The organism is Klebsiella sp. CN_Kp066, from assembly GCF_040065135.1.
Lineage (GTDB): Bacteria > Pseudomonadota > Gammaproteobacteria > Enterobacterales > Enterobacteriaceae > Klebsiella > Klebsiella oxytoca.
In genome coordinates, this window is record NZ_JBEAIU010000023.1 from 506,190 (window position 1) to 515,296 (window position 9,107).

Genomic DNA, 9,107 nt, shown 5'->3' on the forward strand with positions numbered 1-9,107 from the left:
TCAATCAGAACAAAGAGACCAGCAACGCCATGGGAAAGCTGAACGGCCATGTCGCGCCAATCAGCAGCGCCGCCAGCAGGCGGATCCAGCGGCTCTCTTTCGTTAAGAACCAGCTTATTACCGCGCAGATACAGCCCATAACTGCATAAAAAACCAGCATTTTCTGGTACAACGTCATTTTTCTTCTTCCTTCCCTGAGAGGCATTTTCGCGTCAAGCGATGCCTTTTCGTACCCCAGCGTACGTCAGAGTTTATGGCATAATAAAACGAGTCACGGCTTTAATTTTCAGAAATACGCCCGATTCGGCTTAGTCCGATAGCGCAACCTTTGACCTCGTACTATAACTGTAGAGGCTAATTCATTAAGGTGGCGTTATGGATGTTTCCAGCAAAACCGTCCTTCTGATAAATGTCGGCGCAGCGCTTGCGCTAATCGGCCTGTTGTCCGTTCGTTTTGGTTGGTTTTAGCGATTTTACTCAGCAATGAAACCTAAAAAAGCAGCCTTTGAAGGCTGCTTTTTTACGATTTAATAGCGCCTGCCTCAGCTGCAGAGGCGTGTTGTTGCACGGTCATCAGCTTCTGCAATTCAGGATCCCACGCCGGGAGCAGGTCAACTTTTTCACTGTCCCACGCGGCCGCAGCACAAACCGCTACTGCTACGCCCTGTTTTTCACAATCAACAATCTGTTTAGCGGGAAAATTCCCGTAAAGCATCGCTGTGGCGCAGGCCACGAAGAGAAAACACGCTATTTTTTTCAAAACTATATCAACGTCGAAGCAACAAATTGCGCCGAATGTTCGCATGAGCGGCTATATAAAGTCAAACCCGCTTCCCTGCCCCACCAGCCGTCATCATCGCGGCTTATTTAACATAAATATTACATATCCGCTAAATTTAAAGGGGGGCACGAAAATATTAATGGCGATAAATGAATATCTCTTGCCTTTCAGAACTTATTCTCACAACCCGCAGTTAATAACACCTTTATTTATAGGGTTATATATTTGATGGCTTAAGTTTAAATAAGCCTCATTTGCCGCAATCAGCGCTGCGCGCTATTCTCCGAAGCTCACGGGCCTTTCCTGGCGCAGGGCAATTGTTTACTATTCTTTATCCAATCATCAGCATTGAGCCAAGAGGCGATCATCATTATTAGCGGGTTCGATGGCGGCCAGGATGCAGTAAAACGGGTTAAAAAGACAAAACACCATTACTTATCAATAGCTTACAAAACCAAAATAGCGATAAAACTTTTCTGTCGATTTTAAATGATAAGAAATATCATTTGCCTTGTTTCGCATAAAATCATACATTCATAATTACAAGTTATGCGAAGCTTGTTTTTTACTCATTGCTTTTTGAGGTGGTACATGTCCGGAATCGCCGTGCTTATTGTGGCGTTAATTTTACTTATTGCTGCAATTTATAATCTTTTTTCTTATGTTCGCGAGCGTCGTCAATCAAGTTTACCGAGCAAAAAAAACAAACGTTAGCCTGTTAATCATTTGCCAAAAAATAAATAACGCCGTACGTATTTAATTTCTGATGACCTGATATCAGGCAAAATCACAGCAACAAGTTAATATCTCCAGCGCAACAAAAAGCCCCTGCATTGCCTGCAGGGGCTGGCGAACTTTTCCGTCAGTTAACGAGAGGACCCGGAAGAGCGCATCCCTCGCCCCGAGGACTAACCGGCCCCACCCGGCGCTTATCTCCGGCACTCATCATGGCTTAGCTCTTGAAGGGGCTTAAGAATATTCTCATAAACGCACGCTTCTGTTTTAACATTTTTTGCTATGGTAACTATTAGCAGGCTAATCTGAATCACTCATCCTCTACCCGTGCTTGATCATCACATGACGGATGGTCGTATAATCCTCCAGGCCATACATCGACATATCCTTGCCGTAGCCGGAGAGCTTCTGCCCGCCATGCGGCATTTCGCTAACCAGCATAAAATGCGTATTGACCCAGGTACAGCCATACTGCAGGCGGGCGCTGAGCCGGTGCGCTCTGCCGACATCGCGAGTCCATACCGACGAGGCAAGACCATATTGGGAATCGTTGGCCCAGCACAGCGCCTGCTCTTCATCGCTAAATGCGGTGATGCTGACAACCGGACCAAAAACCTCCCGCTGCACAATCGCATCGTCCTGCTTCGCCCCTGCCAGCAGCGTGGGCTGGAAGTAGTAACCATTACCCGGCGCTTTGCTGCCGCCGGTCACCACCTGAATATGCGGCAAGGCACGAGCCGCATCGACGGCGGCGCTGACCCTGTCCAGATGCGCCTGCGAGCTCAGCGGACCCAGTTCGGTCGTTTCATCGTCCGGCGGTCCAATCTTCAGGCTGGCGACCGCCGCGCCGAGCTTTTCCACCAGTTGGTCATAGATTCCGGCCTGCGCGTAAATGCGGCAGGCGGCGGTACAGTCCTGACCGGCGTTATAAAACCCAAAGGTCCGTACCCCCTCCACCACCGCGTCAATATCCGCATCATCAAAAACGATAACCGGCGCCTTCCCGCCCAGCTCCATATGGGTTCGCTTAATCGACGCCGCGGTATGGCCGATAATATGCGCGCCGGTAGCAATCGAGCCGGTTAGCGACACCATACGAACCCGGGCATGGGCGGTCAGCGGATCGCCGACGGTTGCTCCGCGCCCGAACAGGACATTAAGCACCCCGGCGGGGAAAATCTCCTGCGCCAGTTCACCTAACTTCAGCGCGGTGAGCGGAGTGATCTCAGAGGGTTTTATTACCACGCAGTTGCCTGCCGCCAGCGCTGGCGCCAGTTTCCAGGCCGCCATCATGAGCGGATAGTTCCACGGCGCGATAGAAGCCACCACGCCGACCGGATCGCGGCGGATCATCGAGGTGTGGCCTTCGAGGTATTCACCTGCCGCCATACCCGGCAGACAGCGCGCTGCACCGGCGAAAAATCGGAAAACATCGGCAACCGCCGGTAGCTCATCGTTGACCACGCAGTGCAGCGGTTTGCCGCAGTTCAGCGACTCCAGTTGAGCCAGCTCCCGGGCATGTTCAGTAATCAGATCCGCCAGCCGCAGCAGGCATTCGGCGCGGGTTTTCGGCGTCGTCTGACTCCAGCCGGCAAAGGCCAGGTCAGCGGCGTCAACCGCGGCATCAACCTGCGTCGCAGAGGCCTCCGCAATCGACAAAATCTCTTCGCCGGTGGCTGGATTAAACACCGGCACAGTCTCGCCTTCGCCAGCCACTAACTTACCGTTTATCAAAAGGTTATTTTGCATAGCATTATCCTGTATCAGTTTTTTATTTTCCGTTTTCCGCGCTGATGTCGCCGTCACGAGTGAGCCACCAGGCCCCCAGAATCGGAAACATCGTCACCAGCATGACCAGCAGCGCGACGACGTTGGTGACCGGGACATCGCGCGGGCGCCCGAGCTGATTAAGCAACCAGAGCGGCAGCGTACGCTCGTGCCCGGCGGTAAACGTGGTCACGATAATTTCATCAAACGACAGAGCAAACGCCAGCATTCCCCCCGCCAGCAGCGCCGATCCCAAATTGGGCAGTACCACGTAACGAAAGGTTTGCCCGCCGGTTGCGCCTAAATCCATCGACGCTTCCACCAGACTCCATGAAGTGCGGCGAAAGCGGGCAATCACGTTGTTAAATACCACGACCACGCAGAAGGTCGCGTGTCCCACGACGATAGTCAGCAGCCCGGGTTCCAGATTGACGGCCTTAAAGGCGGTCAGCAGCGCAAGCCCGGTAATAATGCCGGGCAGCGCGATCGGTAATAGCAGCAGTAGCGACACGGCGTTTTTGCCAAAAAACGTGCTGCGCCACAGCGCACCTGCAGCCAGCGTGCCAAGTACGAGAGCGATGGCGGTTGACAGCGCGGCGATTTTTAGTGACAACGTCACGGAATCAATAATATCGCTACGCCCCGCCGCTTCGCTAAACCAGCGCAGCGTCAGGCCTGCAGGCGGAAAGCTGAAGGCGGCGTCTTCGGTATTGAATGCGTAGAGAGCGATAATCAGCAGCGGGAAATGCAGGAATATCACGCCACCCCAGGTGGCGACCTTCAGGAACAGCGGTGCGCGATCAGAGTGCATCAAATGCTCCCAGACGTTTCACGAACGCCAGATAGAGGGCAATCAGTACAATGGGCACCAGGGTAAACGCCGCCGCCATCGGCATGTTGCCAATCGCCCCCTGCTGGGAATAGACCATATTGCCGATAAAGAATCCCGGCGGCCCCACCAACTGCGGCACGATAAAATCGCCCAGCGTCAGGGAGAAGGTAAAAATGGACCCCGCCGCAATGCCGGGGATCGCTAACGGCAGCACCACATAGCGAAAGGTCTGGCGCGGACGGGCGCCAAGATCGGCGGAAGCCTGCAGCAATGAAGACGGCAGGCGTTCCAGCGCCGCCTGCACCGGCAGGATCATAAACGGCAGCCAGATATAGACGAACACCAGGAAGCGCCCCAGCCCAGAGGTCGACAGCGTATTGCCGCCGACCGCCGGGATCGTCAGCACCATGCTCAGTACGCTTTCCAGACCAAGATGGCGCAGGAACCACTGGGCGACGCCATCTTTAGCCAGCAGCAGCGTCCAGGCATAGGCTTTGACGATATAGCTCGCCCACATCGGCAACATCACGGCGATATAGAAAAAGGCTTTCATCTTGCCACGGGTATAGCGGGCCATATACCAGGCCATGGGCAGTGCCAGAATCGCGCTGGCGACGGTCACCGATAGCGCCATCACCAGCGTGCGCACAATAATGTCGTAGTTAGCCGGATTAAACAGCGCGCGCAGATTGGCCAGCGTCAGGTCGTTGGTGACCGACATGGTGAAATCATCAAAGGTATAGAAACTTTGCCACAAAAGGGTCAACAACGACCCCAGATAGACAATGCCAAACCACATGAGCGGCCCCAGCAGTAGCAGAAACAGAGCCAGCGAGGGATGACGCCAGAAGGTGCCGGCCAGGCGTCCGCCTCCGGCAGAGGGTATCGCCATCGTCATATCACCCTCCGCTCTCCAGGGGGACCATCGCCGCACGCGACCATGAAGCCAGCACCTGTTGCCCTACCGGAGGGGCGTTCAGCGCAGCCTGACCATCGACATTCGCCTGACTCACCAGCAGCTTCTCGCCGTCAGCCAGCTTCAGCCTGACGCGCGTGGCGGCGCCCATATACTGCACCGCCTGCACGATCCCCTGAATCTGCACCTCCCCGCCGGCATTCAGCCGAATATGCTCCGGACGCAGCGACCAGGCGCCCGTCATCGCGCACAGCTTCTGCGCCAGCTCGCTGCTAAACACGTTGGCGGTACCGACAAACCCGGCGACAAACGCCGTTCTTGGCCGCAAATAGAGATCCTGAGGCGCATCAACCTGCTCAATGCGTCCCTGATTAAAGACCGCCACGCGGTCAGACATCGACAGAGCCTCTCCCTGATCGTGGGTCACAAAAATGAAGGTGATGCCCAGCGCCTGCTGCAGTTTTTTCAGCTCCAGCTGCATCTGTTCGCGCAGTTTTAGATCCAGTGCCCCTAGCGGTTCATCCAGCAGCAGGACCTTGGGCTGATTCACCAGCGCCCGGGCGATGGCTACCCGCTGGCGCTGGCCGCCGGAAAGCTGAGAAGGCTTGCGCGCATGCACAAAAGCGAGCGCCACCTTCTCCAGCGCCTCCTGCGCACGGGCGTGGCGCTCCTTTTTGCCGATCCCCTTAACCATCAACCCGTAGGCGACGTTATCGAGTACCGACATATGAGGAAACAGCGCATAATCCTGGAAAACGGTATTCACATCGCGCTGCCAGGGCGGCAGCGCGCTGGCCGGTTGGCCAAAAATACGTATCGTTCCGCCCGAAAGCTGTTCAAATCCGGCAATCAGGCGCAGGCAGGTGGTTTTGCCGGAGCCAGATGGCCCCAGCATAGAGAAAAACTCGCCGTCGCGAATAGCGATGCTGACGCCATCCACCGCCCGCACGTCGCCGTACAGGCGCGAAACATTATCCAGCTCTACCGCGTGCATGTTCTTCGCCTCCTGCGACTTAACGACCGCCCATAATCGCGATGTAATCCTGCGTCCAGCGGCTGTAGGGGACGAATTTCCCGCCTTCGGCAACCGGCGTTTTCCAGAACGCAATTTTGGCGAATTCGTTGTAACCATTGGTTTCGCAGCCTTTATCCCCGAGCAGCGCGCTGGCTTTGCAACCCGCAGGTACGACCGGCAGCGAACCAAACCAGGCGGCGACATCCCCCTGCACTTTCGGGGTGAGCGACCAGTTCATCCATTTATAAGCGCAAACCGGATGTTTAGCATCGCTGTGCAGCATAGTGGTATCCGCCCAGCCGGTGACGCCCTCTTTCGGAAAAACGGTGGCAATCGGCTGGCCTTCCGCTTTCAGACCGTTGGCCTGATAGGGCCAGGCGCTGGAGGCCACCACGCCTTCGTTTTTAAAATCGCTCATCTGCACGGTGGTATCGTGCCAGTAGCGGTGGATCAGCGGGTGCTGTTCGCGCAGGACTTTCAGTACCGCCTGATACTGCGCTTCGGTAAGTTGATAGGGATCATTAATACCCAGCTGCGGCTGAGTGGCTTTAACGAATAGCGCGGCGTCGGCAATATAAATGGGCCCATCATAAGCCTGTACGCGGCCCTGATTGGTTTTTCCATCCGGCAGATTTTGTTTTACGAACACCACGCTCCAGCTATCCGGCGGCGTCGGGAAGGTTTTGCTGTTGTACATCAGCAGGTTTGGCCCCCACTGGTACGGAGTGCCGTAGACCTGTCCGCCGACGTTAAACCACGCGCCTTTTTCCACGCGCGGGTCGAGGGAGTGCCAGTTAGCAATCAGCGCAGTGTTAATCGGCTGCACGCGCTTACCCATAATCAGGCGCAGCGAAGCATCGCCGGACGCGGTGACCAGGTCATAGCCTCCTTTTGCCATCAGGCTGACCATCTCATCGGACGTGGCGGCGGTTTTGACATTAACCTGACAGCCGGACTCTTTTTCAAACTGGCTCACCCAGTCGTAGCTTTTATCGGTTTGTCCCCGCTCGATATATCCCGGCCAGGCAATAATATCGAGACGACCTTCGCCTTTATCGAGAGAAGTCGGCGGCTCGGCGGCCTGCGCCGTCAGGAAAACCATCCCCAGCACGCAAAGGCTGCCACGGGCAATTTTTTTGCTCATCAGGTCATACTCCTGTCACAAGAAAATGAGCGGCAGCCGTGCCGTAAAAATATCTTCCTTCATAACAGTAGACGGCACGCCTGGGGCCCCCGGGGAAATTTATTCAGGTTGTGACAAGGGGCGCATTACGCAAAAAACGGCATACACGGAATAACTTTATGGATTATAGACAAGGAGTTAGCGAGGCAATACGACTATGCGAATTTCCTATGGTTGGCATCAGTAAAATAATAACCCACCTGTTCGCCGGCTTATTTTTCGGCCCGGTATCACTGGCGGGAAATAAATAACGCTAAGCCAGCATTTCGCGAATCAGTTCGCCCAGGCGTTTAACCCCCAGCTCCTCTTTTTCGCCCCAGCCCCACGCGGTATTAAAGCGGAAGAATGAAGTCCAGCTGGCGGTGGTGGAAAACATTTTCCCCGGCGCAATGCTGATGTTATACGCCAGCGCGCGGGCGCTCAGCTCCCCCGCATCGGCTCCGGCGGGAAGCTCAAGCCAGAGAAAATAACCGCTATCGCTATGATGAATTTTTACCTCTGCGGGAAGATGGCGCAGCAGGGCCTGCCAGGCCAGCTGTTTGCGCTCGGCAAGCTGGCGGCGTAAACGGCGCAGGTGGGCATCGTAGCGTTTAGTCGAAAGGTAATCGACCAGCGCCAGCTGCATTGGCGAACTGGTGGAGAGCGTACTCATCAGCTGTAGCTGCTGGATCCGTCGGGCGTGCTTGCCCGCCGCCACCCAGCCGATACGGAACCCGGGTACCAGACATTTGGAGAAGGAGCTGCAGTGCAGCGTCATATCGTCGCGATCCCAGTATTTTGCCGGCAGCGGTTTCTCACGACCAAAGTAGAGCTCGCTGTAAACATCATCTTCAATCAGCATCACGTTATAGCGCGCCAGCAGCGCCACCAGCCGCGCTTTTTTCTCCGCGCTGAGGGTAAAGCCGAGCGGGTTTTGCCCATTGGTCATCAGCCAGCAGGCTTTCACCGGATAGCTCTGTAGCGCCTGCTCCAGCGCGGCGAGATCGATCCCCTCTTTAACATCCGTGGCCACCGATAGCGCTTTCAGGCGCAATCTTTCAAGAGCCTGCAGCGCCCCGTAGAAGCAGGGATTTTCCACCACCACCCAATCGCCCGGTTCGGTGACGGCCTGCAGACTAAGGTTCAGCGCTTCCAGCGCGCCGGCGGTGATCACGATGTCGTCCGGCGAGATATTCATTCCCTGCAGCGCGTAGCGCCGGGCAATCGCATGGCGCAGTTCATCGTTCCCCGGCGGCAGGTTTTCAATCACGCTCATGGCGGTTGCGGTTTTGCTCACCTGCGCCAGCGAGCGGTTGAGCTGCGGTAAGGGGAATAGTCGCGGATCGGGAAAAGCCGAGGCGAAGGGCAACATAGAGGCCTGGCGGCTGGCCTGCAGCACTTCAAAGATATAAGTGTTGATATCAACCGCTTCATCACGCGTTACCTGGGCGGGCGGCGCGGGCTGCCGCGGTTTAGTGGGCTGCGGCGCGACATAATAGCCGGACTGCGGACGGGCGATGATGCGTCCCTGGCTCTCCAGTAGCTGATAGGCGTGGCTGACGGTCATAAAACTCATTCCGCTGCTTACCACCTGTTCGCGCAGCGAGGGCAACCTGTCGCCGGGTAACCACACCCCAAGCGCGATCTGTTCGGTAATCTGCTGCGCCAGCCGCTGGTACTTTTTCATCCGTCGATCCGTGTAGCTATTCGTAGGGTCAATTATATATCAGATGAGAAATAATGGCAGTTTATAAAAACTGTTATGGTGTGTAGTGAAAATAATATCTTACCGGAGGCGTTGCTGGCGCATCTATCCGGGCTAGCGGACCGCAGACGGCTGGGAGCCCGTAGCCCGATGTGATGGACACCTCCCCCTTACGGCATCAAAGTGCCAGACTG

At 55.6% G+C, this 9,107-nt stretch carries 10 protein-coding genes; 2 read left to right on the forward strand and 8 right to left on the reverse strand.

From position 1 onward, the window contains the following. Nucleotides 1–4: 4 nt before the first annotated feature. Entirely contained in the window at nt 5–178 is a 174-nt protein-coding gene (locus ABLV75_RS05285) for a GhoT/OrtT family toxin (protein ID WP_004101823.1), read from the reverse strand. Between the two features lie 197 nt (nt 179–375). Between ABLV75_RS05285 and yncL the strand changes: the two genes are divergently transcribed. Then, the gene (yncL, locus tag ABLV75_RS05290; protein ID WP_004101822.1) at nt 376–468 is read left to right on the forward strand and encodes a stress response membrane protein YncL; all 93 of its coding nucleotides are present in this window, start codon (nt 376–378) and stop codon (nt 466–468) included. Nucleotides 469–520: 52 nt separating this feature from the next. Here yncL and ABLV75_RS05295 read toward each other — a convergent pair whose 3' ends face one another. Next, nucleotides 521–805 carry a hypothetical protein gene (locus ABLV75_RS05295; protein WP_032704667.1) on the reverse strand — a complete coding sequence of 95 codons (285 nt, stop codon included), beginning with the start codon at nt 803–805 and terminating at the stop codon, nt 521–523. A gap of 567 nt (nt 806–1,372) precedes the next feature. On the opposite strand from ABLV75_RS05295, the gene ABLV75_RS05300 reads away from it, so the two are divergent. Then, entirely contained in the window at nt 1,373–1,495 is a 123-nt protein-coding gene (locus tag ABLV75_RS05300) for a small membrane protein (RefSeq protein ID WP_004101819.1), read from the forward strand. A gap of 342 nt (nt 1,496–1,837) precedes the next feature. Here the strand turns inward: ABLV75_RS05300 and patD are convergent, their stop codons facing one another. The 6 genes from patD to ABLV75_RS05330 form a co-directional block, all read right to left on the reverse strand. Beyond that, a complete protein-coding gene (gene patD / locus ABLV75_RS05305) occupies nt 1,838–3,265 on the reverse strand; it encodes an aminobutyraldehyde dehydrogenase (protein ID WP_004101817.1) in 1,428 nt (475 codons plus the stop codon). 22 nt (nt 3,266–3,287) lie between these two features. Continuing rightward, nucleotides 3,288–4,094, reverse strand: a complete 807-nt coding sequence (locus ABLV75_RS05310) for an ABC transporter permease (protein ID WP_004101815.1) — start codon at nt 4,092–4,094, stop codon at nt 3,288–3,290. Further along, nucleotides 4,084–5,013 (reverse strand): ABC transporter permease, encoded by a 930-nt coding sequence (locus tag ABLV75_RS05315; protein WP_004112757.1) that lies wholly within the window; start codon nt 5,011–5,013, stop codon nt 4,084–4,086. The genes ABLV75_RS05310 and ABLV75_RS05315 overlap by 11 nt, the downstream gene beginning before the upstream one ends. Nucleotide 5,014: 1 nt before the next feature. Then, nucleotides 5,015–6,025 (reverse strand): ABC transporter ATP-binding protein, encoded by a 1,011-nt coding sequence (locus ABLV75_RS05320; RefSeq protein WP_348854900.1) that lies wholly within the window; start codon nt 6,023–6,025, stop codon nt 5,015–5,017. Between the two features lie 19 nt (nt 6,026–6,044). Next, nucleotides 6,045–7,190, reverse strand: coding sequence for a putative ABC transporter substrate-binding protein YdcS (gene ydcS, locus ABLV75_RS05325; protein WP_004101810.1), 1,146 nt, complete (start codon nt 7,188–7,190; stop codon nt 6,045–6,047). 292 nt (nt 7,191–7,482) lie between these two features. Next, complete coding sequence (locus ABLV75_RS05330) at nt 7,483–8,895, reverse strand: PLP-dependent aminotransferase family protein (protein WP_004101808.1); 1,413 nt, start codon at nt 8,893–8,895, stop codon at nt 7,483–7,485. Between the last annotated feature and the right edge of the window lie 212 nt (nt 8,896–9,107).